This is a genomic window from Streptomyces sp. NPDC032721, from assembly GCF_055579625.1.
The window spans coordinates 658,879-682,054 of sequence record NZ_JBVIMX010000001.1; the positions used below are offsets into that span (position 1 = coordinate 658,879).

19 protein-coding genes are annotated in these 23,176 nt (G+C 71.2%); 6 read left to right on the forward strand and 13 right to left on the reverse strand.

Annotated features, from left to right (window positions below):
* Positions 1-51: 51 nt before the first annotated feature.
* From ACZ5PB_RS02810 to ACZ5PB_RS02825, 4 genes are all read right to left on the reverse strand, one after another.
* Positions 52-1,293: a sensor histidine kinase gene (locus ACZ5PB_RS02810; protein ID WP_468687151.1), complete on the reverse strand. Its 1,242-nt coding sequence runs from the start codon at positions 1,291-1,293 to the stop codon at positions 52-54.
* Positions 1,290-2,627, reverse strand: a complete 1,338-nt coding sequence (locus ACZ5PB_RS02815) for an FtsX-like permease family protein (RefSeq protein WP_468687154.1) — start codon at positions 2,625-2,627, stop codon at positions 1,290-1,292. The genes ACZ5PB_RS02810 and ACZ5PB_RS02815 overlap by 4 nt, the downstream gene beginning before the upstream one ends.
* The gene (locus ACZ5PB_RS02820) at positions 2,621-3,391 is read right to left on the reverse strand and encodes an ABC transporter ATP-binding protein (RefSeq protein WP_468687156.1); all 771 of its coding nucleotides are present in this window, start codon (positions 3,389-3,391) and stop codon (positions 2,621-2,623) included. The genes ACZ5PB_RS02815 and ACZ5PB_RS02820 overlap by 7 nt, the downstream gene beginning before the upstream one ends.
* A gap of 91 nt (positions 3,392-3,482) precedes the next feature.
* The gene (locus tag ACZ5PB_RS02825) at positions 3,483-4,124 is read right to left on the reverse strand and encodes a response regulator (protein WP_468688250.1); all 642 of its coding nucleotides are present in this window, start codon (positions 4,122-4,124) and stop codon (positions 3,483-3,485) included.
* A 98-nt stretch (positions 4,125-4,222) separates the two neighbouring features.
* Here ACZ5PB_RS02825 and ACZ5PB_RS02830 point away from each other — a divergent pair, with 98 nt between their 5' ends.
* Positions 4,223-4,912, forward strand: a complete 690-nt coding sequence (locus ACZ5PB_RS02830) for a LysE family translocator (protein ID WP_468687158.1) — start codon at positions 4,223-4,225, stop codon at positions 4,910-4,912.
* 22 nt (positions 4,913-4,934) lie between these two features.
* Here the strand turns inward: ACZ5PB_RS02830 and ACZ5PB_RS02835 are convergent, their stop codons facing one another.
* Complete coding sequence (locus ACZ5PB_RS02835; RefSeq protein ID WP_468687160.1) at positions 4,935-6,131, reverse strand: winged helix DNA-binding domain-containing protein; 1,197 nt, start codon at positions 6,129-6,131, stop codon at positions 4,935-4,937.
* Between the two features lie 147 nt (positions 6,132-6,278).
* Between ACZ5PB_RS02835 and ACZ5PB_RS02840 the strand changes: the two genes are divergently transcribed.
* Positions 6,279-7,403 (forward strand): magnesium and cobalt transport protein CorA, encoded by a 1,125-nt coding sequence (locus tag ACZ5PB_RS02840; RefSeq protein WP_468687162.1) that lies wholly within the window; start codon positions 6,279-6,281, stop codon positions 7,401-7,403.
* Positions 7,404-7,491: 88 nt separating this feature from the next.
* Here the strand turns inward: ACZ5PB_RS02840 and ACZ5PB_RS02845 are convergent, their stop codons facing one another.
* On the reverse strand, positions 7,492-8,241 hold the full coding sequence (locus tag ACZ5PB_RS02845) for a helix-turn-helix domain-containing protein (protein WP_468687163.1): 750 nt from the start codon (positions 8,239-8,241) through the stop codon (positions 7,492-7,494).
* Positions 8,242-8,247: 6 nt separating this feature from the next.
* Here ACZ5PB_RS02845 and ACZ5PB_RS02850 point away from each other — a divergent pair, with 6 nt between their 5' ends.
* The 4 genes from ACZ5PB_RS02850 (at position 8,248) to ACZ5PB_RS02865 (ending at position 11,510) form a co-directional block, all read left to right on the forward strand.
* Positions 8,248-8,619, forward strand: coding sequence for a MauE/DoxX family redox-associated membrane protein (locus ACZ5PB_RS02850; protein WP_468687165.1), 372 nt, complete (start codon positions 8,248-8,250; stop codon positions 8,617-8,619).
* A 70-nt stretch (positions 8,620-8,689) separates the two neighbouring features.
* Positions 8,690-9,844: an NAD(P)/FAD-dependent oxidoreductase gene (locus ACZ5PB_RS02855; RefSeq protein WP_468687167.1), complete on the forward strand. Its 1,155-nt coding sequence runs from the start codon at positions 8,690-8,692 to the stop codon at positions 9,842-9,844.
* A gap of 134 nt (positions 9,845-9,978) precedes the next feature.
* The gene (locus ACZ5PB_RS02860) at positions 9,979-10,626 is read left to right on the forward strand and encodes an RNA polymerase sigma factor (RefSeq protein ID WP_468687169.1); all 648 of its coding nucleotides are present in this window, start codon (positions 9,979-9,981) and stop codon (positions 10,624-10,626) included.
* Between the two features lie 77 nt (positions 10,627-10,703).
* The gene (locus tag ACZ5PB_RS02865) at positions 10,704-11,510 is read left to right on the forward strand and encodes a hypothetical protein (RefSeq protein WP_468687170.1); all 807 of its coding nucleotides are present in this window, start codon (positions 10,704-10,706) and stop codon (positions 11,508-11,510) included.
* Between the two features lie 120 nt (positions 11,511-11,630).
* On the opposite strand, the gene ACZ5PB_RS02870 is transcribed toward ACZ5PB_RS02865, so the two are convergent.
* The 7 genes from ACZ5PB_RS02870 to ACZ5PB_RS02900 form a co-directional block, all read right to left on the reverse strand.
* Positions 11,631-14,942 carry a S8 family peptidase gene (locus ACZ5PB_RS02870; protein ID WP_468688252.1) on the reverse strand — a complete coding sequence of 1,104 codons (3,312 nt, stop codon included), beginning with the start codon at positions 14,940-14,942 and terminating at the stop codon, positions 11,631-11,633.
* Positions 14,943-15,461: 519 nt separating this feature from the next.
* Positions 15,462-16,496, reverse strand: a complete 1,035-nt coding sequence (locus ACZ5PB_RS02875) for a LacI family DNA-binding transcriptional regulator (protein WP_468687172.1) — start codon at positions 16,494-16,496, stop codon at positions 15,462-15,464.
* Between the two features lie 82 nt (positions 16,497-16,578).
* Positions 16,579-18,582, reverse strand: coding sequence for a glycoside hydrolase family 36 protein (locus ACZ5PB_RS02880; protein WP_468687174.1), 2,004 nt, complete (start codon positions 18,580-18,582; stop codon positions 16,579-16,581).
* 5 nt (positions 18,583-18,587) lie between these two features.
* Positions 18,588-19,373 carry a carbohydrate ABC transporter permease gene (locus tag ACZ5PB_RS02885; RefSeq protein ID WP_468687176.1) on the reverse strand — a complete coding sequence of 262 codons (786 nt, stop codon included), beginning with the start codon at positions 19,371-19,373 and terminating at the stop codon, positions 18,588-18,590.
* Positions 19,374-19,459: 86 nt separating this feature from the next.
* Positions 19,460-20,434: a carbohydrate ABC transporter permease gene (locus ACZ5PB_RS02890; RefSeq protein WP_468687178.1), complete on the reverse strand. Its 975-nt coding sequence runs from the start codon at positions 20,432-20,434 to the stop codon at positions 19,460-19,462.
* A 2-nt stretch (positions 20,435-20,436) separates the two neighbouring features.
* On the reverse strand, positions 20,437-21,783 hold the full coding sequence (locus ACZ5PB_RS02895; protein WP_468687180.1) for an ABC transporter substrate-binding protein: 1,347 nt from the start codon (positions 21,781-21,783) through the stop codon (positions 20,437-20,439).
* Complete coding sequence (locus ACZ5PB_RS02900; RefSeq protein ID WP_468687182.1) at positions 21,686-23,020, reverse strand: aminotransferase class V-fold PLP-dependent enzyme; 1,335 nt, start codon at positions 23,018-23,020, stop codon at positions 21,686-21,688. The genes ACZ5PB_RS02895 and ACZ5PB_RS02900 overlap by 98 nt, the downstream gene beginning before the upstream one ends.
* Positions 23,021-23,176 lie beyond the last annotated feature (156 nt).

Here is a 23,176-nt window from a genome sequence, read left to right on the forward strand (position 1 = left end):
CCGCCCCCCGGCCCAGCACGGCGGCGGATGGGTTCGGCTCCGCTCAGGGGGTCAGATGCGGACCGGCATTTCCAGTACGGCCGTCGTCGGGCCCGAGGGCGGGCTGTCGAGGGTCAGGGTGCCGTCGACCGAGGCCAGCCGCTCGCGCAGGCCCACCAGTCCGCTGCCGGCGCCGACGGTCGCGCCGCCGGTGCCGTTGTCGTGGACCGTGATGTGCAGCAGCCCTCCGGCGGTTCGCGCGTGCACCGACGCCTGTGTCGCCCCGCTGTGCTTGGCGATGTTGGTGAGGAGCTCGGCGACGCAGAAGTACGCCACCCGCTCGATCACCGCGTCGGGCCGCCGCGCCACCTCCACCTTGAGCGCGACCGGCACACCCGCCTGAGCCGTCAACTGCGGGAGTGCTTCGGCGAGTCCGCGGTCGAGCGCGGCGGGGCTGATGCCGTCGATGAGGCGGCGCAGCTCCGCAATGGCTGCGTCGGTCTGGGTACGGGCGCGGGCGACGAGGGTACGGGGGCGATCGAGCGCACTCCGGCCGTCGAGCGCACCGCGGCCGTCAAGCGCATCACCGTCAAGCCCCTCGCCGCCAAGCCCCTCGCCGTCGAGCGCGTCGGCGGTCAGCGACAGGGTCATCGCGAGGGCGACGAGTTGGGCCTGCGTACCGTCGTGCAGGTCCCTCTCGACCTGGCGCAGGTCGCGGTCGCCCTCCGTAAGGGCAGTGCTCCGGGCCCGTTCGAGGGTCTTCACCCGCAGCTGGGAGGCACTGGGGCCGAGCAGCGCACGGGCCAGCGAGCGGTGCAGACCCATCATCGTGCGGCCCGCCACGGGCGTGCACGCCAGAACGGCCAGCCCGCCCAGGACAGCGGCCACCGACAGCCACAGCCCCCGCCCTCCGGCCACCACCCACACGGCGCACCACACCGCGAACACCGGCAGGCCGACCGTGAGCACGAACGCCACGAGGTCCACCGGGAGCCGCAGGAACAGATAGAGCATGCTGCGCCAGGCGGTCACGTCGGACAGGCTGCCCCGGACCCAGCGCACCGTACCGGTGACTGCGGGCGGCGGCGCGGGTGCGTCGACCTTCTCGCCGAGCAGCGCCGCCACCAGCCGGGCGTGCAGCCGCCCGAGGTGGCGGGCGCCGCGCAGGCCGACCGCGAGGAGCGGCAGGCCGATCAGGGTGAGGGAGAGCAGGCCGCCGACGTAGAGAACGGCCAGGACGTAGGCGGTGCCGAGGAGGGAGAGCGGCAGGCCGATGAGGACGAAGGCTAGGGTTCTGCGCCCGGCCCCCTTCACGGCGCCGCCACGGCGGTGACCGCCGGCTCCGCTGTCGCCCGTACGCCGGTGAACAGGACCGTCAGCACGGTCAGCGCAACCGTCCCCAGCACCAGCGGCGCGTAGTCCGCCACCGGGATCGTGGGGAGCGGCCCGCCCGTGGCGGCCACCGCGAACGCCGAGCTCATGGGCGCCGCGACCAGGATCCCCAGCAGCACTCCCGTCATGGCGGTAAGGGTCGCCTCCGCGCCGAGCATGCGCATCAGCTGCCGCCGGGTCGCGCCGCTCAGCGTGAGCAGTGCGTACTCGCGGCGCCGCGACGCGGTCATCGCGGCGAGGGTGTTCACGGTGGCCACCGCGCCGAAGCCGGCCAGCATGGCGAGCTCGACCCCGCGCAGCCACATGTCGCTCGCCGCGTTCGCACCGGGCGGGGCGACCTGCTCCATGGTTCCGGTGACGGCGGCGAACGTGGTCGAGAGCCCCACCAGCAGGGCGATCGGCACCACGGCGGAGGACAGCCGGTGGGCGTGGCCGCGCAGGTTGTCGGCGGCGAGCGCGCCGCCCGCGTCGCCCCGGTGCGTGGCGCCCATCAGCCGGAACGGCAGCCCGAGCAGTGCCACGGCGAGCCGGGCCAGGAGCGGTCCGAGCAGTCCGACCGCGACCATCATGAGCAGCGATCCGAGCAGCGCGGCCTGGGCGGCCTTCTCCACCGGCTGCCCTGCCGTGAGTACGACGAGGGGTACGGCGCCGCCGAGTACGAGGACGCCTGCGGCGCCCCGCAGCCATCCCAGCCCGCCCTGTTCAGTGGTCCGGCCGACGGCCGACGAGGGTCTGCCCCGGACGGTGCCCCGTGCGGCGATCGCGGCGGCACCCGTCCCGACGAGCAGCGTGGCGGCGGTCCCGATCAGCGGGGGCCACGGCGACCACGGCCCGTGCGCGCCCGCCGGGACGATGCCCTGCTCGACGAGCCCGGTGAGGAACCACCGCGCTCCCCAGGCACCGAGCACCCAGGCGGGCGGCGACACGAGGAGCGTCACCAGTACCACCTGGCAGCGGACGAGCCGCTTGACCTGGACCGGCGTGGCCCCGCTGGTCCGCAGCAGCGCCAGGTCGCGGGCCTGCTGCCGTACGGAGAACGACAGCGTGTTGGCGACCACGAACAGCGCCATCACCATCGCGATCTCGCCGAACGCACCACCGATCATTCCGAGCCGTTCGCCGCCGGTGCCGCTGATCGCGGTGGCGACGAGGGTCCCGAAGAGGGTGATCACGGAGACGGCCAGCAGGAGGGCGACGGCCAGCCCCGCGAAGGACACCGGCCTGGCGCGCAGCGCCCCGAGAGCGAACCTCAGCATGCCGCTCCCCCGCTCAGCTTCTCTGCGATCAGCGCGGCGGTGGGACGTATCAGATCGTCGACCACGACCCCGTCGGCGAGGAGGACGACCCGGTCGGCGAAGGCTGCCGCGACCGGATCGTGCGTCACCATCACGCACGTACGCCCCTCGTGGTCGACGCCCGCGCGCAGCAGCCGCAGCACGTCGCGGCCGGTGGCGCGGTCGAGCGCACCGGTGGGTTCGTCGGCGAAGAGGATGCGCGGTCCTGCGTACAACGCCCTTGCCACGGCGACGCGTTGCTGCTGCCCGCCGGAGAGCCGGCCGGGACGCTCCTTGCGCCGGTCGGCGAGACCGACCCGGGCTAGGGCGTCGGCGACCGCGCGCCGGTCCACCCGCTCGCCCGCCAGGCGGGCGGGGAGGGCGACGTTCTGCTCGACGGTCATGGCGGGCATGAGGTTGTACGCCTGGAAGATGAACCCGGCTTCGGCGCGCCGCAGTTGGGCGAGCCGCCGTTCGGCAAGCGCCGTGATGTCGGTGGGTCCCCAGTGGACGGTGCCGGTGTCCGGCGGGTCCATTCCGGCGATGCACTGGAGCAGGGTCGACTTGCCCGACCCGGACGGGCCCATCACCGCGGTGAACGTACCCGGTGCGAAGAAGACGTCGACCCCGCGCAGCGCGTGCACGGCGTCGCGGCCCCGGCCGTAGGAGCGGCGCAGGTTCTCGGCGCGGATGCCCCAGCCGGGTTTCGCGAGGGGGCGGGGAGGGGTTTCGGTGCTCAGTGACATGACTCAATTCTTGGTCGTACGAAGACTTTGGACCACGGTGGTAGCGCCCGTCCTGAGGGGGCGGATATCCGCCCCCTCAGCACCTTCGGGGCTACGACCCGACCGCCTGGAGATACGCGACGACGGCCTTGACCCGCCGGTTGTCCGCATCCGTCGCGGGCAGGTCGAACTTCCCGAAGACCGAGGCCACGTGCTTCTCCACGGACCGCTCGGCGATGACGAGCAGTCCCGCGATGGAACGGTTGGAGTGCCCCTGCGCCATGAGGTCGAGTACCTCTCGCTCCCTGGCGGTCAGCCGGTCGAGGGGTCGGGTGCCGCTGTTGAGCATGCGGCTGACGATCTCCGGGTCGAGCGCCACCCCACCGGCCGCCACCCGGCGCAGCGACTCGATGAAGTCGGCGGTGGCGGAGACCCGTTCCTTGAGCAGATAGCCGACGCCCGACGCCTCGCCCGCCAGCAGCCGGGCGGCCCAGGAGGGGTCTGCGTGCTGGGAGAAGACGAGGACGCCGACCTCGGGGTGGTCCGCGCGCAGTTGAACGGCGGCCCTGATGCCCTCGTCGGTGTGGGTGGGAGGCATCCGGATGTCGACGACGGCGACGTCGGGGAGGTGCTCGGCCACCGCCGCCAGCAGCCCCTCCGCCTCCCCCGCGGTCGCCACGACCTCACAGCCCCGGGCGGTCAACAACTCGACCATGCCCTCCCGGAGAATGACCGAGTCCTCGGCGATGACCACTCGCACTGCGCGCTCCCCTTGCTTTCCGGATGGCCGCCCGGGGCTCGATGCACCCGTGCGACGGTAGAACGGTCAAAACCGTAAGGGGTGGTGAGGACATGGTGTCCACCGAGCGCATTCTGGCGTTCGCGGCGATGTCGCTGCTGGTGATCGCGATTCCGGGGCCGAGCGTGCTGTTCGTGATCGGCCGGGCCCTCGCACACGGCCGGCGTACGGCGCTGGCGACGGTACTGGGCAATCTGATCGGCTCGTACTTCCTGGTGGTGGCCGTGGCGCTGGGCATCGGGGCGCTGGTGGAGAGTTCGGCGACGGTGTTCATGGCGGTGAAGCTGGCGGGGGCGGCGTATCTGATCTACCTGGGTGTACAGGCCTTCCGACACCGCAAGTCCCTGCGCGCGACGGACCTGGCGGGCCCATCGTCGTCCTCGACGCCGTCGGCCTCATCCGCCTCATCCGCCTCGCCCGGCGAGCAACGCGGCGACCTGCGAACAGTGCTGGACGGCCTGCTGGTAGGCGTGACGAACCCGAAGGGCATCGTCTTCTTCGCCGCCGTACTGCCCCAGTTCGTCGACCACACCGCGGGACATCTCCCGCTCCAGATGCTGCTGTTGGGGCTGGTCCCGGTGACGATCGGCCTGGTGACGGACACCCTGTGGGGGCTGGGTGCGTCGGCGGCACGTAACTGGTTCGCCCGGTCGGACCGACGGCTGTCGATGATCGGCGGCGCGGGCGGGTTCGCGATGATCGGGCTCGGGGTGACGGTGGCGGCGACGGGCCGGGCGGACTAGCAGTGGGAACTAGCCGGGCGGACTAGCCACTGAGCTTGGTCCCGTAGAACTCCCCGAACCGCACGTCGTGCTCGGCACCCGGACACAGTACGGACAGCATGTACGAAGCCTCCTCGACGATCTCGGCCCGCTGGGCACGGGTGGCCGGGGAGAAGAGCTCAACGGTAATACGGGCTGCGCCACCCCCCTCCGCACCCTTCGCACCCTCCGCCCCCTTCGCCCCCTCCGACTCCATCCTCCAGATCCCCGCGAGCATGCCGTCCCTCAGCAAGGTGGAGTAACTGGTGTTGACGTACCAGGTGCGGGTGGCGTACTCGGAGGGCCCGACGCGGCTGCGGTCGGCGTGCGAGAGCAGCAGGTTGTCGTACTCGGGGAGGAAGCGGACGGGGGCAGGGGTGTCCTCGTCGGGGCGGGGTGCGTCGGGCAGGTCGAAGAGTTCGGTGCCGTTTTCGTCGCGGAAGGTGAGGAGCTGCGGCCGAAGCCTTTCGAAGGCGGTACGCAGCCGGGTCAGCCCGCACCAGGCCTGGGCGTCCCGCACGGAAGCGGGCCCGAAGGCGCCGAGGTAGCGCAGCACGGTCGCGTCGAGGAGCTCGGCGCTCTCGCTCGCCGAGAACTCGGGCTCCGGCCGCCCGAACCACTTGCGGGACGTGGTCAGCGTGACCTGCCCGCTCTCCCCCCAGAGCCCGCGCGGAGTGGTCTGCAGCAACGGCAGCGCACAGCGCGCCAGGGTCGCCAGCCCCTGCGGATCACTGTCCGGCCACCGCGCGAGCAGCCCTTCGCGGAGCTCCTTGAGCGAGAGGGGCCGTTCCTCTACGAGCTCCCTGGCCAGCGGCGCGAGCTCGGCCACGTCGACACCGGGCAGCCGCTTGAGGAAGACGCGCAGCTCACGGTCGATGACGGGCTGGACCAGCGGGCGCAGGGTGAGGCAGTCGTCGGCGGTGAGGGTGTGGATGGTGGAACGCATGGTGACGATGCGGGCGACCTCGCGCGAGGCCATCAGCCCGGACAGCTCCTGCGGCGCGAACCCGTCGAGCCGGGCGGCGAGCGCGTGGTACGGCGGCTTGGTGTTCTGCGCCTGGAGGCCGACGAGGTGCTGGACGGCGTCCTTGACGGGCATGGCGGTACGGCTGAGGAGCAGCTGCCGGGCGAGGGTGGCGCGATTGAGGGCGCGGCGGCCGAGAAGGGGTGCACTGGCGTGGGCCCTGCCGTTCGTCGTCATGCACCACACGCTACGCACCCTTGCGGACAACTTCGGTCCGCATTTCCCCACCACCACCTAGAGCAGGGGTGCACCCTTCACCATGCCAGCGCCATTTACCCCGTATATCCTGCTTCGTAATCCGGCGAAGGAGGGCAGTTCGCACCCATGGCAGCGAAGAAGCGCCCGTGGCGCAAACAGCCCGCACCCACACCCGCAGCTCCTCCGACCCCCACACCACACACCCCACACCGGCCCGCCCCCCACTCCCACGAGAGCGTGGTCAACGCCGCGCTCTACCGGGACGGGGTGCGCGTGGCCACCCCCGACTCCCTCGCGCAGACCTTCCGCCAGCTGCGCGAGCACCCGGACGGCATGGCCTGGATCGGACTGCACCGGCCGACAGAACCCGAACTCCTCTCCCTGGCCGAGGAGTTCGACCTGCACCCCCTCGCCATCGAGGACGCCATGGAGGCCCACCAGCGGCCCAAGCTGGAACGCTACGGCGACACCCTCTTCGTCGTCCTGCGCGCCGCCCGCTACCTGGACGCACCGGAGGAGGTCGACTTCGGCGAACTGCACGTCTTCGTCGGCCCGGACTTCGTGATCACCGTCCGGCACGGCGCGGCCCCGGACCTGTCCGCCGTGCGCCGCCGGATGGAGGCGGCTCCGGACCTCCTCGCCCTGGGCCCGGAGGCGGTGCTGTACGCGATCCTGGATGCGGTCGTCGACGGCTACGCACCCGTCGTCTCGGGAGTCCAGACCGACATCGACGAGATCGAGACCGAGGTCTTCCGCGGCGACCCGGAAGTCTCCCGCCGCATCTACGAGCTCTCCCGCGAGGTGGTCGAGTTCCAGCGCGCCACCCGCCCCCTGATCGGCATGCTGAACGGCCTGATGGCCGGCTTCACCAAGTACCGCACCGACGAGGAACTCCAGCGCTACCTGCGCGACGTCGCCGACCACGTCACCCACACCAGCGAACGCGTCGACGGCTTCCGCCAGGCCCTCACCGACATCCTCACCGTCAACGCAACCCTCGTCACCCAACAGCAGAACGCCGAAATGCGGGCCCTGGCGGTGGCCGGCTTCGAACAGAACGAAGAAATCAAGAAGATCTCGGCCTGGGCAGCCATCCTCTTCGCCCCAACCCTGGTCGGCACCATCTACGGCATGAACTTCGACACCATGCCCGAGCTGCACTGGACGCTCGGCTACCCCTTCGCGATCCTGCTGATGGCAGCGGTGTGCGTGAGCCTGTACGTCGTCTTCAAGAAGCGGGACTGGCTGTAGAAGCCGAGCCGGACAGGTCGGCCGGATGCGCACCGGCGAACGTCTCTCTCGGGGTGCGCGGCATGACGGGCCGTCAAGGGGGCTCCCCCTACGCTTCGGCGCGTCGCAGCGAGCCAGGCGTGCGCCCGATGAAGTCCCGCGCAGTTCGGGTGAGGTGGGCCTGGTCGGCGAAGCCCGCGGTGGCTGCGGCCAGGGCGGCAGTCGAGTCCGGCAGGTCGGCGATCGCGGTGCGGAGCCGGCCCCATCGGCGCAGGCGGGCAAGCGTGATGCCCACGTTCTGCCGGACCAGGGTGCGCAGCCGTGGGGCCGACAGGCCTACCTCGGTGGCGATGGAGGTGAGGGGCATGTCCGGATCGCTCGCCGTACACACGTCGACGGCGTGGGCGACTCTCGGATCGAGCAGGGGCGGGCGCCCGGCGAGTGTCCGCAGCTCGGCGTATCCGGCGGCCAGGTCCGCGCAGGTGCCGGGACCGTTGGAATCGACGGGGCCGAGCGCGGCGAGCAAGCGGCGGACCTCTTCTGCACCGAGCCGTATCGGCACGCTGCGGGAGGGCAGCAGCCAGGGGTCGATGAACAGGGCGATGTAGGGAGAGGTCGCCGCACAGGTGTGGGTCAGCTGGGGCGGAACGATCAGCCCGGGCGCCGCCACCACGGGCCGTCCCTGCTGGAGGAGTTCGGTGTGGCCGCCGATCGGCAGCACGGCTTTCCACGCGGGCAACCGGTGTTGGGCGACGCTGAACGGGCGGGACTCGGCGAACATCGTCGCCTCGGGGCCGGAGGCGAAGACGATGCGGCGATCGTTTTGTTCAAGTGCCCAGGCACGAGGTGAATGGATCATCGTGGCATGCACGCTATCGCTGCCGTCGCCCTGGCGGTGTTCCTGGCCGTAACCGGGGTCATGCATTTTCTGGCCCCGGACTACTTCCGCATGCTGGTACCCGCGTGGCTCCGCCGGGAGCGACTCCTCGTGGCGGTCAGCGGGGCGGCGGAGGTCGTGGTGGGTGCGCTGGTGCTGGTTCCGCACACCAGGACGTTCGGGGGCTGGGCCGCCGCCGTTCTGATCACCTGCTACTTGGTGTCCCATGCGGACGCGCTGCGCCGCGCGCGCCCGGACCGGCCCCGGCTGCTGGAGCGGCCGGCCGGTGCGGTGGCTCGGCTGGTGGTGAACTTCCTGTACATCGCCTGGGCGGTCGCCGTGGCCCGGTCCGCGGCCTGACTCCGATGCGCGGCAATCGATTGTCCGAGGTGGCGCCGGAGCCGCCCGTTTTCACAGAGGAAGTCATGCCATGAGTCATCGCCTCGTTGTCGTGGGCGCCGGTTACGCCGGTCTGTCGGCGGCCAAGCGCCTTGCCCGCAAGCTGCGCCGCAGCGATGTCACCATCACGCTGGTCAACGCTTCGGACCGGTTCACCGAACGGGTCCGGCTCCATCAGCTGGCCGCCGGGCAGCGATTGGCGGCGCTGTCGTTGCGTCAACAGCTCGGCGGCACATCGGTGCGACTGGTCGTCGGACGCGTGACCGCGATCGACAGCGCCGGCCGGACCGTGTGTATGGGCGCCGTGCCCCGAGTGATCGGCTACGACACTCTGGTGTACGCGGTGGGCAGCCGGGCGCGGCTCGACGATGTCCCGGGGGCAGCCGAGCACGCGTACGCTGTCGCCGATCCTGAGCAGGCAACACGGCTGCGGCGCAGGGTCGCCGACATCGCGTCGGGCGGCACGGTCGCGGTGGTCGGCGCAGGGCTGACCGGGTTGGAAACCGCCTCGGAACTGGCCGAGAGTTACCCCGAGTTGCGAGTCCGGCTGTTCACCGGTGCCGATGACGTGGGGTCCGGGCTCGCGCCGCGCGCCCGGACCCACCTGCGGCACGCTCTCGACCGGCTGGGCGTCTCGGTCCATCCGAAGACCCTGGTCGCGGCGGTGCGGGAGGACGGCTTCGACACCCGCGACGGCGCGTCGTTCGCCGCTGACGCCGTCGTGTGGACCACCGGGTTCCAGGCGCCGGAGCTGGCACGCGCGGCAGGATTCGCGACGGACGAGAGCGGCCGGATGCTCGTCGACGCCGCCCTGCGCTCGATCTCGCACCCCGAGGTGTACGCCGTCGGTGACGCGGCTGCCGGAGTGTCGGTGGGCGGAGCGCCGAGCCGGATGTCCTGCCAGGCGGCCCTGCCCATGGGCCGGGGTGTGGCCGACGTCGTTGCGGCTCGGCTGAAGGGCCGGGAACCCGGGCCCGTCAGGATCGGCTACGTTTTCACCAACATCAGCCTCGGCCGGCGTGACGGTGTCGTCCAGTTCACCCACGCCGACGACCGCCCGCGCAGGCTCGTCCTGACCGGGCGCGCGGCGGCGGCCTTCAAGGAGACTGTCGTACGAAGCACAGTTCGGTCCGGGCCTCGTCCTGGGCAGCCGTCCTCTCCGCGCCCACAGCGGGACCGGCCGTAGAAGCTGTGGAAGTCGTGACCGAGCCGATTGCCGTGCGACTCGATACACCGCCACTTCCCCGGCAGCCGCGTGGCCGGCAACCACGAAGTCGTCCTCACGGGAACCTTCGGCCGGGTGCCGGACACGTACAGGGCATGGAACTGAACGATGCTGGTCCCGCCGTACCGATCGGAGGGAAGCCCGACAGGGAACTGTGGGTGAGGGCTGTCGAGGGCGACCGGGAAGCGTTCGGTCAGATCTTCGACCGTCACGGAAGAACCGTCTACAACCACCTGTTCCGGCGTACGGCCGACTGGTCCGAAGCCGAGGACCTCACGTCGACGGTGTTCCTGCACGCCTGGCGGCGGCGGTCGGAGACGGTTCTCGTCCGCGACTCGGCGTTGCCCTGGCTGCTGGGCATCGCCGATCGGCTGCTGTCGAACACCCGGCGGCGGCTGAGGCGGGCCGAGGCGTTGCTGCGCCGGCTCGTCTCGCACGACGAGCCGGTGGCCGACCACGCGGACCGGGTCGCCGGCATGGTCGACGATGAGCGTCGCATGTCGGAGATCCACCGGGCGTTGGCCCGGCTGCCGCGCCACGAACGGGACGTCATCGAGCTCTGCATGTGGTCGGGCCTGGATCAGCAGGCGGCCGCGGTGGCGCTGGGAGTCGCGGTCGGAACCGTGAAGTCGAGGATGCACCGGGCCCGCCGGAGGCTGGGGGCCGACCTCGTGAGCGGAGCCGCGGCTCCGGCGTCGTTCAGTTCCAGGAATCCCGTCCATCCGGAAGAGGTCGCACGATGAATCACACACCCGGAATTCCCGCGGCTCCTTCCGATCGCGATCTGCCGGACCACCGGCGGATCCGAGAGGAGCTACTGATGAAGATCGGCTCGGAGAACGGCCCGGAGCACAGCACAGCGAGCAACCGTGCCTCACTGCGACGCAGGTGGGGAGTACCGCTCGGCATCGCCGCCGGCGTCGCGGCGATGAGCGTCGCGGTCGCGACCGTCAGCGGCGGGACGGGGGAGGCCGAGCCGCTTCTCGCCGGCCCTGCCGGGAACCCGCCGCGCCCCGCGACCGCGCCGCCGAGCGCGGGTACCGGGCACGGTTCCGTCCCGAAGACGTCGTTCTCCGTCACCAGCGCGAAGACGACTCCGATCGACGCCGGGACCGCCGAAAAGGTGCTGGCCTCCTGCCTGGGTTCGGGCGCCTCGGGGTTCCACCCGGTCGCCGCCGTCCGCGCACCCGTCTCCGCAGCGGACCGGGACGGCGTGCTCGTGGCGGTCAACTCCGCCGGGAAGTACGTGCAATGCGTCGCGAAGGGCGACCGGGGGAAGAGCGAGAGCTCTCCGCCCACGTTCATCAACGATCGCCTGTGGGGCACCGGTCGCAAGATCGCTTACTTCGACACCACCAGCACGCCCGCCGGCAAGGGCAGGTCCCAGGTGGTGGGCGCCGGACACTACACGCCCGACATCGCCAAGGTCACCATCAGTTACGGCGACGACCCGAAGGAATACCCGGCGGTCATGGCAGGCGGCGCGTTCGTCTACGCGGCGGAACTCTCGGCCGGCAACCCGGACAAGGAAGATACGGGACCCGACCCCCACGTCCATGCCTACAACGCGTCCGGCGAGAAGATCTACGACCAGCAGAAGGATCCGCAGTTCTCCGACGCGCCGTGATCCGGCCCACCGAGTGAGCACTGGTGCTCGGTGGCGGGACATCGGTGCAGGACGTGTGCGGGCGGTGTGCCGGAAGGTCTCCGGCACACCGCCCGTTCTGCTGTTCCCTGCCGCCCTACCTCACGCGCCGATGTACGCGTGACGGATGGTCAGGGCCGACCTGTTGCCCTGCTTGTCCACGACGTCGGCGCGGAAGGAGACCGTCTTGTCCTTCGCCGGGTTCTGCACGGATATGCTCCCGTTCTCGACCTTGACCGACCGCCAGGTCTTTCCGGCGTCGTAACTCACCGACACGTCAAGGGACTTCAGGTTGTCTCCGGCCGCCGAGCCCTGCACGGTCACCGGGACGCGCACCGTCCTGCCCGCCGGCGCGTGCGAGGTCAGATCGACGGGAGCGGCGAAGTGGACCGTGGAGACCGGCAGTGCCGTGCGGGCCGTGACCGACTTCGAGCGGAAGGTGAAGTCGGCGTCGACCCGGGTGGAGACGGCGGCGGCTTCCGCCGGGCGCTCGACCGAGGCCGTCAGCCGGTACTCGGCGTCGGCGGCGTCGACGGGGAAGGGCGCCTCGCCGGTCAGCGGGTCGGTGTTCGCGGCGACCTTGACGCCGTTGCGGTAGAGGGTGGTGGCCGCGGAGGTGAGCGAGGCGCGGCCGAGGTGGCCCCTGCCGTCCGCCAGCAGCGGCAGGGAGCCGACGATCTGCTGCTCACCCGAGTCGGGATCCGGTGCGGTGCGGAAGACGCCCGCGTCCTTGTTCAGGAGCGGTCCGAAGACGCCGGTGTTGAACGTCTCCCGGTAGGTCCGGCCGGCCTCGTACCGCTTCGCCCCGGCCATCCAGTGGCTGCTTTCCCAGGGCAGGTAGCCGTTCGCGTCGGGGGCACCGTACTGCTCGAAGTCGGTCAGCCACCGGACGCCGTCGCCGGTGGAGACGTGGAAGGTGCGCGTGCCGAGTGCGGTCTGCGGCACCAGGTATCCCCAGCCCGTCGAAGCGCCCGGCAGTTGGGCGTGCGGGGAGGACATGGTGGTCTTGCCCGGGGCCGGTGCCCCCAGGTCGACCTTGAGCGTCGCCAGCTCCTTCGCCTTGGTGTCCCGTACGAAACCGGTCGCGAGCTGCTGCGTCCTGCCGCCGTAGGACACCGCGTACTGGGTGGCGGGGTCCTTCACGAAGTGGGCGTCCCAGGTCTGTACGAGGGGGCTGTCGGTGACGTCCGGGCCCAGGTGGGCGGAACGGAAGTCGACGTAGCCTTCGCCGAGCACCCAACCGGCGCCCACCGCGTCCGCGCCGGTCCCGCGCTGCCAGACCGCCGCACCGAAGTCGGACTGGCTGATGCCGGGCACGGAGAGCTTCACCGGCTTGGTGGTGCGGGCGTCCACGGTGACCGTGGTGTCACCGTTCACGTCGAGCTTCGGCTGTCCGATCCAGTCGATGCCCCGGGAGGAGTCCATCGGGTCCTGGGAAATGCCCGCGTTGAAAACGTACGAGCCCTTGGGGACGCGGATCTTGTGGATGCCCGGCTCGTTGTGGATGCCCGTAGCGAAGTTCTTGCCCGGCCCGGAGAAGCCGGTGAGGCTGTTGGAGAAGTACGTGGCGTCCTTGCCGTCGCGGCCGAGCGTCCTGAGCGTGAGCTCGTACGATTCCAGCTCGCGCACGGCGGCGGCTGCCGTACGGACGGACTGGCCGGGGCCGGTGGCGGTGACGTAGCCGGAGTAGGTGCCGTCGGCGGTGCCGAGGCTGGTGTGCACGGTCAGGTCTGCCTCGGCGCGGCCACCGGCCGGCACGGTCAGCTTCTGCGCGCCGAGCGTGAAGAATCCGGCCGGGGCGGGCTTGCCTGCCGGGTCCAGTGCGGCCACCGTCAGGTCAAGGGTGATGTCGCTGGTCCCGAGGTTGCGGTAACCGACCTTCTTGGTGACGGGCTTGTCGTCGGCGTGCGGCCACTGCGCGACGCCGAAGTTCAGCGACACCGGATCGGCGATCACACTCTGGGCGATCGCCTTGTCGACCTGGACGCGGCCCGCGCCCTGCTGGAAGACGGTGTGCGGCCCGCCCTTGGCGGAGCCGGTCAGGGCGCCCTTGAGTTCGGCGGACTTCCAGCCCGGGTGCCGCTGCTTGAGAATCGCCGCCGCGCCCGCGACGTGCGGGGTCGCCATGGAGGTGCCGTCGAGCCGGAGGTAGCCGGGGGCCGGGTGCGCGACGGTGGGGTCGGTGTCGAGCAGGCTGCCGGGCGCGGCTGCCGCGCCGATGGCGACGCCGGGCGCGGTCACGTCCGGCTTGACGGCGCCGTCGCCGACGCGCGGGCCGGTGCTGGAGAAGGACGCCAGCTTGTCGTCCTTGTTGACGGCTCCGACGGTCAATGCGGCGTCCGCGCTGCCCGGCGAGCCCAGGGACGATGCGCCGTACCTGCCCTCGTTGCCCGCCGCTACGGCGAACAGGATCCCCTTCTCTGCGGACAGTCTGTTGACCGCAGCCTCCAGCGGATCGATCTCGGGGAAGTCGTCGGCGCCGAGGCTCAGGTTGACCACGTCCGCGCCCTCGGCGGCGGCCCACTCCATGCCCGCGAGGATGGCGGAGTCGTCGCCGACGCCCTGGTCGTTGAGCACCTTGCCGTTGATGACCCTGGCGCCGGGGGCGACGCCCTTGTACTTCCCGCCCGACGCCGCGCCCGTGCCGACAGCGATCGAGGCGACGTGCGTACCGTGTCCGACCCGGTCGGTGCTGTCGGGTGAGTCGGAGAAGTTCTTCTCGCCGACGACCTGCGTCGTGAGGTCGGCGTGGGTCTTGTCGACGCCGGTGTCCAGGACGGCAATCTTGACACCCTTGCCGTCGTACCCGGCCTGCCACGCCTTGTCGGCGCCGATCTGCCGCACGCTGCGATCCAGGTTCGCCCGGCGCACGCTGTCCAGCCACACCTTGGAGATACCGGAGCCGGTGACCCGCACGCCGTTCTGCTGACGGTCGGTCAACGCCTCCCACACCTTGGCCATGTCGCCCGCCGATGCGCGCAGGGCGTCCGCGTCGAGCGTGGGGAACGTACGCCGGTCCCCGGCGGCGGCCCGCGTTTCGGCCCGTGCGGTGCTCGCGCCCCGCTCGTACTGCACGATCAGCTTGAGTCCGTCGCGGTGGCTCCTGCGCAGCTGCGGATCGGCGAGTTCCGCCAGGTCGAAGAGCCGCCGGTCCAGTTTGCCGGTGGCGATCAGGCGCTGTGCGTCCATGGGGACCACCAGGGTGTGCCCCTTGGCGCGTTGCACCTGTACGGGTATGCGCTCACGGCCCTTGGCCGGCTCGAATCCCGCCGGCCTGCCGTCGGCGCCGACCGTCACGTGGTCACCCGTGACCAGTTGGATCCGCTGGCTGCCATGGGAACGCGCCGCGTCCTTCGCGGCGGTACTGCCGGGGACGGGGCCGGGGGCCGGGACGGCTGTCGCCGGTGCCGTCATGCCCGCCACGAGGGCCACCGAGGTGGCCGTCACGATGACCAAGGCCCGTGCGTCCTTTGGTCTTCTGATGAATTTCCTGCGCAAGTCTCCCCCAGGAGCTTGGGATATGGGGGCCAGAGCGAACTTTCGGCCTGGGCGGATTGCCGCTCTCGCCGGTCAGCGCAGTATGTGATTCGGGTGATGCACGATCAAGCGCGGTACGTCGGTGCAGAGTTGAGGCGAATGCATTCCGGTCACGATGAAAAGATGTGCCTCCTGAGGAACTTGAGCCCGGCAGGCCGGGGACCGGCATGGGCATGCGCAGCAATTCCGGGGACCCCTTCTGGTGGCCACTGGCCGACCGGCGGATAACGGACGGAGCGGCACGCGCGCAATGGCCGTAACCGTACGCAGGGGTTCCGTACACGCCGTATTCCTACCTGCGAGTTCCGTACGCGCAGGCATGCGGGAAAGGGCTCCGACCGGAATTACTCGACGAGGAAACACACCGGGGTGCAACGGGTGGCAATGCCGCCGCCGCTATGGGGCGCGAAGCGGTGTGCTGGCGCGGACTACCGGCTCTGCCGGGAGCAGTAGGCCCGTTGTCGGGGTGGTGGTGGGGTCTTCCACCGCGGTGATCAGGCGGTCGACCAGCGCGTGGGCGATTGCGGGGAGTGGGAGGCGCACGCTCGTGAGGGCGGGTTGGAGGAGGGTGCACAGGGGGAGGTCGTTGAAGCCGGTGACGGCTATGTCCGTGCCGACCGTGCGACCTGCGGCGCGTACCGCCTCGCAGGCGGTCAGGGCCAGCCAGTCGGAGGCGCAGACCAGGGCGGTGGGGTGGTCGGGGCCGGTGAGGAGGCGTTGGACGGCCAGGGCAAGGGCGGCCGGGTCGTCGTCGGGTACGCCGACCTCGAAGGCTCCGTCGGGGGCGGCTGCCGCCGCCTGGAGGAAGCCCGCTCTGCGGTCGGCCAGCCAGGGCAGGGAGGCGGCGGAGTTGAGGTAGCAGAGCCTGCGGTGGCCCTGGCCGATGAGCAGTCGTACCAGTTCGGCGGTGGCCTCGGTGGAGTCGATGTCCACCCAGTTCTGCGGGCGGCCCGGGGCGGTGCGGCCGAAGACCGCGAACGGGAAGCCCGCCTCGGTGAGCACGTCGACCCGGGGGTCGTCGTGGACCACGTCGGAGAGGACGAACCCGTCTATCTGGCGGGACGCGATCAGCCCGTGGAAGGACTTGGCAACCGCGGCCGCGCCCTTGCCCGGGTCGGAGCGGAAGAGGAGGATCCGGTGGCCGACCGCGTCGGCGGCGGTGACCAGGGCCTGGAGGAAGCCGCCCATCAGGGGGTTGGGGTCGGCGGGGTTGTCGGCGGGGGCGGGGTAGCCGATGACCTTGCGGGTGCCGGTGCGCAGGCTGCGGGCGGACTGGTCGGGCTGGTAGCCGAGTTCGTCGATGGCGGCGGTGACCCGGGCGAGGGTGCCGGCGCGCAGCCTGCCGGGGGCGTTGAGGGCGTTCGAAACGGTCTGGCGGGAGACCCCGGCCGCGCGTGCGACGTCCTCGATGGTCACCGGTCGAGCGGTCATCGCAGCGTTCCTCTGGGTGGTCGGGGGCGGCGGGGGCGGCGGCGGGGCCGGGGCGGCGGACGGCCGTCCCCGGCCCCGCGCTTCAGTGCTCGCGGGTCAGGGTGAGCAGGCCACCGGTCGGTACGGTCACCGGATTCGGACCGGCGACGAGGTAGAGCGTGGTTTCGGACAGGATCTCACCGCGGCAGTCCTGCACGCGGGCCAGGGCCCGTTCGGGTCCCGCTGCGGTCAACAGGACCACGGGGTCGCTGTCAGCGTTGGCGACGAGGAGGGTACGGGGCCCGGTCCCGCCGGGGAGGGCACGCGGCCCGGTCCCGCCCGGGAGTGCGACGGGCAGCGGTGCGTAGCGGGCGACGACGGTGGTGCGGGTGTCGTGGGCGCGGATCTGGGGGTAGCCGAGTTCGGGGTGTGCGGGCTCCAGGGCCCCTTGCTGCAGTACCTCCGCGTGCGTACGGAAGAAGCCCAGCCAGAACCGTACGGCGGCCAGCTGGTCCGGATTCTGGGCGGCCAGGTCGACGGATATCTGCGGCACCGAGAACAGCGCGTTGATCAGGTGCACGGCGACCGCTTCCGGCTTCTCCGCCGCATGCCACATGATCATGTCCGCGTGCACGGCGAGCGGTCCGGCCGTGAGCCGGCAGTCGACGGTGCGCTGGCGGTTCTCGGCGGGGCTGAGCGGGCAGTCGGTGGCGCGGACCATGCTGGCGTACGGCCACAGGCCCGGGCTGACGTACGGCTGACGGAGTTCGACGATCACGTCGGAGCGGGTACGGCGCAGCCGCGTGTCCAGGTCGGCGAGGAGCTGACGTACCCCCTCGTGAACGGCGTCGCGGTCGGCGCCCTGCGGTGCGGGCGGCGGGTCGCTGACGGCGAACCGGTCGAGGAAATCGAGTTTCAGCCCGTCCACGCCCCACCGCTCGACCGCCTGCGAGATCTTCTCGATCAGGTACCCGCGGACCTCGGGGTGGCGGGGGTCGAGCACGGCCGCTTCGAGTTCGGGTTCCTCGCGCAGGACCATGCCCTTGAAGCGGTGCCAGGCGTCGTTGTGCCGGCCGATGAAGGGCACCGCGTACCAGAGGAGATGTGCGAGTCCCAGCCGGTGGACCACGGCGACGTGGGCGGCGGGGTCGGGGAAGGACTCGGGGTTGGGTTCCCAGTCGCCGCAGTGGCCGTAGCCCCGGCTGCGGTCGGCGGTCTGCCAGCCGTCGTCCACGATGACGCTTTCGCACCCGAGGTCCGCGGCGAGGGCGGCCTGGCGTTCGACGGCGGCGGCGTCGACGTTCTGGTGCAGGCTGTACCAGGTCGAGTACGCGGGCATCCGGGCGGCCGGGGCGACCCCTGGGTGGTCCAGGCCCTCGCCCCACCAGGCGGCCACGTCCTGGAGGGTGGCGGCGAAGTGCCGCTTGTCTCCCCCGGTGCCTCCCAGGTCTATTCGGAGCCTCAACGGCCTTCCGTTCGGGGTTAGTTGCTGTTCCACGGTGAACGCGAACTCGCCACTCTCCTCCACCACCCCGGCGCCCACCCGCACCGGCTCGGCGGTCTCCCCCAGGGCCGCGGTGCACAGGGCCCGGTCGTCGGCGCCGACCAGGCTGGCGACCGGGGCGCCCAGCACGAGCGAAACGGTGCGGGGCGCGATCCAGGACGGCGGCAGCCAGCGGGAGGCGCTGGTGTCGGGGGTCCAGTAGGCGGTGGCGCCGACGCAGGGGACCCGCCATTCGGCGTGGAGGGTGAGGGGTGCGAGGGGGGTGGGGTGGTGCGCGGGCGCGTCCCCAGTGGTGGCCGTGACTTCGATCAGGACCGCGCCGTCGCCCGCCGACGTGACCGTGGCTTCCAACTGGTTGTGCCGATCGTCGTCGGCCGCCCCCGTAAGGCGCAGGTGTACGACCAGGGGGTCGCCGGTGGTGTGGAACAGGCCGGTGTCGAGCCGTAGTTGCCGATCCGGGCTGCCGGACGCTCGGGTGCCCCCGTCCGGGACGCTCGGGCGCCAGGCCTGGACCGGCCACTGCGGGGCGTCGTGCGGGGCGGTGCTGTCCGGTGCGGTGGAGCCCGGTTCGGCTGGGAGTTCGGCTGGGAGTTCGGCAGACATGGGTGTCACTCCTTCGTCGCCCCGGCCAGCAGGCCGGAGATGAACTGGCGTTGCAGGACAAGAAAGAGGGCCATCACGGGTATGGCGGCGATCGCTCCGGCCAGCAGCACCTGCGCGTAATTCGTGGTGGACAGGCCCTGGAGGGTGGCCGTGGCCACCGGCAGCGTGTACATCTCCGGGCTGCGCAGCGCGATCAGCGGCCAGACGAACTGGTTCCACGCACCGAGGAACACGAACAGCGCGAGTGCCGCGATCACCGGCCGGTTGACCGGGACGACGATCCGCCACAGCACCCGCAGTTCGCCCGCGCCGTCGACCCGGGCCGCGTCCAGGAGTTCGTCGGGCATCGAGCGCAGTGCCTGGCGCATCAGGAAGATGCCGAACGGGGTGACCAGGCCGGGCAGGACGACCGACTGGTAGGAGTCGATCAGACCGACGTCCATCATCATTTCGAAGATCGGGATCAGCATCACCGTGTCGGGAATGACCAGGGTGCTGAGCAGCAGTACGAAGAGCAGGTTGCGCCCCCGGAAGTCGAACTTGGCGAAGGCGTAGCCCGCCAGTACGGAGACGACGACCGCGCCGAGGGTCTGGAGGCCCGCCACCAGCACGCTGTTGAACAGCACCCGGGTCAGTCCGATGGACTCCTCCAACCCCCTTAGGTTCTCCATGAGATGGCCACCGGGCAGCAGCTTGGGCGGCCAGGAGAAGACGTCCTTGTCGTCCTGGGTCGCGGCCATCGCGAGCCAGTAGAACGGGCCGACGCAGAGCCCGAAGGCACCAGCGAGCATCAGGGTGAGCAGGGGGCTGCGGCGATTGCGGGGGTTACGGGGTTTGCGGGCAACCCTCGTCGTTGAACTCGTTGACCTCAGCGTCTTCATCGGCGCTCCCCCGCCAGCCTGACCTGGAGGATCCCGAGTACGGACACGATCAGCGCGAGCACGTACGCCAGTGCCGATGCGTAGCCGAAGTCGAAGTACTTGAAGCCGTTGTTGTAGAGGTACATGGTCACCGTCAGGGTGGCGTTGTCGGGGCCGCCGCCGGTCAGGACGTACGGCTCGTCGAAGAGCTGGAGGGTGCCGATCGTGGAGAGCACCACGGTGAGCAGCAGGATCGGCCGCAGCTGGGGCAGCGTGATGGAGACGAAGCGGCGGATCGGGCCCGCGCCGTCGACCTTGGCGGCCTCGTACAACTCGGTGGGGATTCCCTGGAGTCCGGCCAGGTACATCACCGCGTTGTAGCCGGTGTAGTGCCAGGTCAGTACGAGGACGATGGCGACGCGCGCCCAGGAGGGGCTGCCGAGCCAGTTCACCGGGTCGACGCCCAGCAGGGACAGCAGCCAGTTCAGCACTCCGGCGTCCCGGTTGAGGATCACCGAGAACATCACGCCCGCGGCGACCAGCCCGGTCAGCGAGGGAATGAAGACCCCGAGCCGCCACAGCGGGCGCAGCCAGACCTTGGCGGAGTCCAGGCCGAGGGCGACGAGCAGCGCGAGGCCGAGCATCAGCGGCACCTGGACGACCAGGATCAGCGCGGTGTTCTCCAGGGCGGTCCAGAACAGCGGATCGTCGAGCAGGCGGCGGTAGTTGGCGAGTCCGGCGAAGCGGCGGTCGGCGCCGTTGCCCGTGGTGAGGCTGATCCAGAGCGAGGCTACGATCGGGTACGCCTTGAAGAGCGCGAAGCCCAGGACGGCGGGCATGATCAGCAGGTACGGGACGGAGCGCCGGGTCAGTAGTTGGCGCTGCCCCCGCCGGCTCCGTTGTCCACGGCCGGCCCGTCCGCTTGGCCCGGGGGTCCTGCGGCCCGCCGAGGTGGCGGTGGCGGGGGCGCGCTCGGTGGGTGCGAGGGACATGCTCAGACCGCCTGCCGGCGGCCGGTCTGCCGGGCGAGCTGCTCGGCGGCGGCCTTGAGGGCGGTGGCCGGGTCGGCGCCCTTCAGCAGTACCTGGCTCTGGGCGTCGCTGGCGAACTTGAGCGCACGGGGGTAGTCGCCGGTGAAGTTGGTGGCCCCGGATCCGGCGCCGAGCGAGTCGACGAAGGACTTCAGTACCTTCTGGCCGCCGTAGTAGGGGTGCGGTGCGCTGAACCTCGGGTCCGCGTACGCGGCAGTGAGGGCGGGGAACACGCCGCCCGAGGCGAACATCCGGTTGATCTCGGCGGGCTTGGTGAGCGCGTACTCGATGAACCGCCAGGCCGCCTTGCGGCGCGGGCTGGCGGCGGAGACGGCCAGGTAGGTGGAGTTGACGAGCGCGCTGCGGCCGCCGCCGGGGACGGCGGCGAGGGGCTGCATGACACGCCATTTCCCCTTCTGGTCGGGGAACTTGGTGGCCAGGTACTCCACGGCCCAGGCGGGATTCGGGTCGGTGGCCAGCTTGCCCTGGCTGAGCAGGCGCTTGCCGGTGCCCTCCCCTGCGGTGTCGGCGATCAGCCCGGCGTCGTTGAGGCGCTTGATGACGGTGAGGGCCCGAACGGCGGCCGGGGAGGCGAGGGTGACCTTGCCGTCGGCGTCGAAGTAGAAGGCGCCCTGAAGCTGCATCAGGTTCTGGAAGAAGTCCATGTCCTGGGTGGTGCCGGGCTTGTCGAGGCCGAGGAGCTGGGCGCCGGTGGCGGAGCGGATCCTCGGGCCCGCGGCGATCAGGTCGTCCCAGCTGCGGAGGGATCCGGGGTCGACGCCCGCCTTGTCGAAGTAGTCCTTGCGGTAGAACATTCCGAGCGGGTTGACCTCCCAGGGGAGGGCGTGGACGGCCTTGTCCTTGCCGATGACGGTGGGCCACAGCCCCTTCGCGAAGGCGTCCTTGTGCCGGTCGGCGCCGAGCGCGGACAGGTCGGCGAGGCCTGCGGGGAACTTCTCCAGGTAGCCGGGCAGGTAGTCGACGCCTATGTGCAGTACGTCGGCGAGGCCCTTGCCGCCGGAGGCGAGACCGACGGTGATCTTGTCCCAGATCGCCGGGTTGCCGACGTCCTGGACATTGACCTTGATGCCGGGGTTGTCCCGCTCGAAGTCGGGGACGACGCCGCGCAGGGCCTCGGCCGCGGTGGTCCAGCTCCAGACGGTGATCCGGCCGGTGTCGCCGTCACCGCCCGCCGCGCCGCCCGCCCCGTTGTCACCACAGGCGGTCAGGCCGAACCCGGCGGCCGAGGCTGCGGAGGCTGCGGCGAGCTGGAGGATGCGGCGGCGGCTCAGGGAGAAGGAGTGGGACATATCGGCTCCTGGTGAGGGTGTGGTCCTGGGGGTGGCTGGGGCGTGGGGTGAGCAATTGCAGAGGGGGCGGGCGCGGAGGGGGCGGTGCGGACGCGCCCCGCGAGACCGTGTGCGTGTGTGCGCGCCTGTGCGTGTGCGTGAGCGCGTGCAGCGCTTCGGTCAGCAGGTCCGGCGCCGTGCCCGGCGTACAGGCGTGCGGGGAAAGCCGGATCCACTCGTCGCGTCGGGTGGTGATCACGCCTGACGTCTCCAGAGCCTGGTGAACGGTGGCGGGGTCGTGACCCGGCAGCCGGAAAGAGGCGATTCCGGCGCGCTCGTACGGGTCGAGATCCTCCAGCAGTACGTCGCCGCCGGCCCGCCGCACCCGGTCGAGCAGCTCCGCCAGGGCGGCTCTGACCCGGGCCCCGACCGCTGTCGGGCCCCCCTGTTCGGCCAGATCGTCGAGGGCCGCACCGAGCGCTGCGGCAGCGGTGAAGTCGGGGTTGGTGGCGAGGTGGGCGGCTGCGCCCGGGAGCGGCGGCATGGGGTGCAGGTCCGCGAAGGGCTCCGTCACGCCCGCCCAGCCGCCGAGCCCGGCGGCCAGATGCCCCTCGCAACGGTCGCGGATCAGCAGCAGGGCCGCTCCCCACCCGGCCCGCAGCCACTTCTGGCCGCCGCTGACGAGGATGTCGGCGGCGTCCGCTTCGAGCGGTACGGCGCCCAGTCCCTGGATGGCGTCCACGATCAACAGCCGCCCGGGGCCCAGGATTTCCTTGAGCGCGGCCAGTGGTGCCAGGTGTCCGGTCAGCGAGTCGACGGCGCTGACGGCGACGGCGGTGACGTCCGGGGTGAGGTGGCTGCGCAGGAGGTCGGGGGTGAGGTGGCGCCCGTCGACCGGTTCGACGAGCCGGACGGCCGGGCCGCCGCGCCCGGCGAAGCGCAGCCAGGGGTAGAGGTTGGCGGGGAACTCGGTGCGCGATACGAGGAGCGTGCCGGGGCCGCGCAGCGCGGCGCCCACGGTGAACAGGCCGTTGCTGGTGGACGGGACGAGGGCGATCTCGTGCGGACGGGCGTCGAGCAGCCGCGCCGCCGAGACCCGGGCCGCGTCGGCGAGCGCGAACAGCCGGTCGAGGTCGGCGGGTTCGAGCCTGCCGGCGAGCGCGGTCGCGGCGGTGAGCGCGGCGAAGACGGGAGGAGAGAGCGGCCCGACCCTGGCGTGGTCGAGGTAGCCCTCCCCCGGATGGATTTGATCGTTCAAAATTAGTCCCAACTGGTGCTGCACAGAAGATTCCTGGAGATTTGAAGGTTCACATTAGAGAGGCCGACCCACTCCGACAAGAGTTTCGGCACACTGCTTCGGAACGGCGGCAGAGGCACGCGGTGAACAAGTAGCTTGCGTGGCAGGACACTTGTG

What these genes read in the sequence shown, in the direction of transcription:
- ACZ5PB_RS02815 (WP_468687154.1), bottom strand. Translation starts at nt 2,627, where the DNA reads ATGCTGAGGTTCGCTCTCGGGGCGCTGCGCGCCAGGCCGGTGTCCTTC.
- ACZ5PB_RS02820 (WP_468687156.1), bottom strand. Translation starts at nt 3,391, where the DNA reads ATGTCACTGAGCACCGAAACCCCTCCCCGCCCCCTCGCGAAACCCGGC.
- ACZ5PB_RS02830 (WP_468687158.1), top strand. Translation starts at nt 4,223, where the DNA reads ATGGTGTCCACCGAGCGCATTCTGGCGTTCGCGGCGATGTCGCTGCTG.
- ACZ5PB_RS02835 (WP_468687160.1), bottom strand. Translation starts at nt 6,131, where the DNA reads ATGACGACGAACGGCAGGGCCCACGCCAGTGCACCCCTTCTCGGCCGC.
- ACZ5PB_RS02840 (WP_468687162.1), top strand. Translation starts at nt 6,279, where the DNA reads ATGGCAGCGAAGAAGCGCCCGTGGCGCAAACAGCCCGCACCCACACCC.
- ACZ5PB_RS02845 (WP_468687163.1), bottom strand. Translation starts at nt 8,241, where the DNA reads ATGATCCATTCACCTCGTGCCTGGGCACTTGAACAAAACGATCGCCGC.
- ACZ5PB_RS02850 (WP_468687165.1), top strand. Translation starts at nt 8,248, where the DNA reads ATGCACGCTATCGCTGCCGTCGCCCTGGCGGTGTTCCTGGCCGTAACC.
- ACZ5PB_RS02855 (WP_468687167.1), top strand. Translation starts at nt 8,690, where the DNA reads ATGAGTCATCGCCTCGTTGTCGTGGGCGCCGGTTACGCCGGTCTGTCG.
- ACZ5PB_RS02860 (WP_468687169.1), top strand. Translation starts at nt 9,979, where the DNA reads ATGGAACTGAACGATGCTGGTCCCGCCGTACCGATCGGAGGGAAGCCC.
- ACZ5PB_RS02865 (WP_468687170.1), top strand. Translation starts at nt 10,704, where the DNA reads ATGAAGATCGGCTCGGAGAACGGCCCGGAGCACAGCACAGCGAGCAAC.
- ACZ5PB_RS02870 (WP_468688252.1), bottom strand. Translation starts at nt 14,942, where the DNA reads ATGACGGCACCGGCGACAGCCGTCCCGGCCCCCGGCCCCGTCCCCGGC.
- ACZ5PB_RS02875 (WP_468687172.1), bottom strand. Translation starts at nt 16,496, where the DNA reads ATGACCGCTCGACCGGTGACCATCGAGGACGTCGCACGCGCGGCCGGG.
- ACZ5PB_RS02880 (WP_468687174.1), bottom strand. Translation starts at nt 18,582, where the DNA reads ATGTCTGCCGAACTCCCAGCCGAACTCCCAGCCGAACCGGGCTCCACC.
- ACZ5PB_RS02885 (WP_468687176.1), bottom strand. Translation starts at nt 19,373, where the DNA reads ATGCTCGCTGGTGCCTTCGGGCTCTGCGTCGGCCCGTTCTACTGGCTC.
- ACZ5PB_RS02890 (WP_468687178.1), bottom strand. Translation starts at nt 20,434, where the DNA reads ATGTCCCTCGCACCCACCGAGCGCGCCCCCGCCACCGCCACCTCGGCG.
- ACZ5PB_RS02895 (WP_468687180.1), bottom strand. Translation starts at nt 21,783, where the DNA reads ATGTCCCACTCCTTCTCCCTGAGCCGCCGCCGCATCCTCCAGCTCGCC.